The sequence below is a fragment of the Huaxiibacter chinensis genome (assembly GCF_022171985.1).
Classification (GTDB): domain Bacteria; phylum Pseudomonadota; class Gammaproteobacteria; order Enterobacterales; family Enterobacteriaceae; genus Enterobacter; species Enterobacter chinensis_A.
This window is the reverse complement of the sequence record NZ_JAJVHF010000080.1, coordinates 1-426: the sequence shown is the minus strand read 5'-3', so window position 1 is coordinate 426 and position 426 is coordinate 1. Positions and strand designations below refer to the sequence as shown.

Genomic DNA, 426 nt, shown 5'->3' with positions numbered 1-426 from the left:
CCGTAGAACAAGCAGGCATCACGAAGCCCGCCACACCGCACACCCTCCGCCACTCGTTCGCGACGGCCTTGCTCCGCAGCGGTTACGACATTCGAACCGTGCAGGATCTGCTCGGCCATTCCGACGTCTCTACGACGATGATTTACACGCATGTGCTGAAAGTTGGCGGTGCCGGAGTGCGCTCACCGCTTGATGCGCTGCCGCCCCTCACTAGTGAGAGGTAGGGCAGCGCAAGTCAATCCTGGCGGATTCACTACCCCTGCGCGAAGGCCATCGGTGCCGCATCGAACGGCCGGTTGCGGAAAGTCCTCCCTGCGTCCGCTGATGGCCGGCAGCAGCCCGTCGTTGCCTGATGGATCCAACCCCTCCGCTGCTATAGTGCAGTCGGCTTCTGACGTTCAGTGCAGCCGTCTTCTGAAAACGACA

General features: G+C 62.0%; 1 protein-coding gene. It reads left to right on the top strand.

Features of this window, described 5'->3' with window-relative positions; all coding sequences use genetic code 11:
* Window positions 1-224, top strand: a 224-nt coding sequence (locus LZP96_RS24040) for a tyrosine-type recombinase/integrase (protein WP_072262682.1), incomplete at its 5' end; no start/stop codon positions are given.
* Window positions 225-426: the final 202 nt, after the last annotated feature.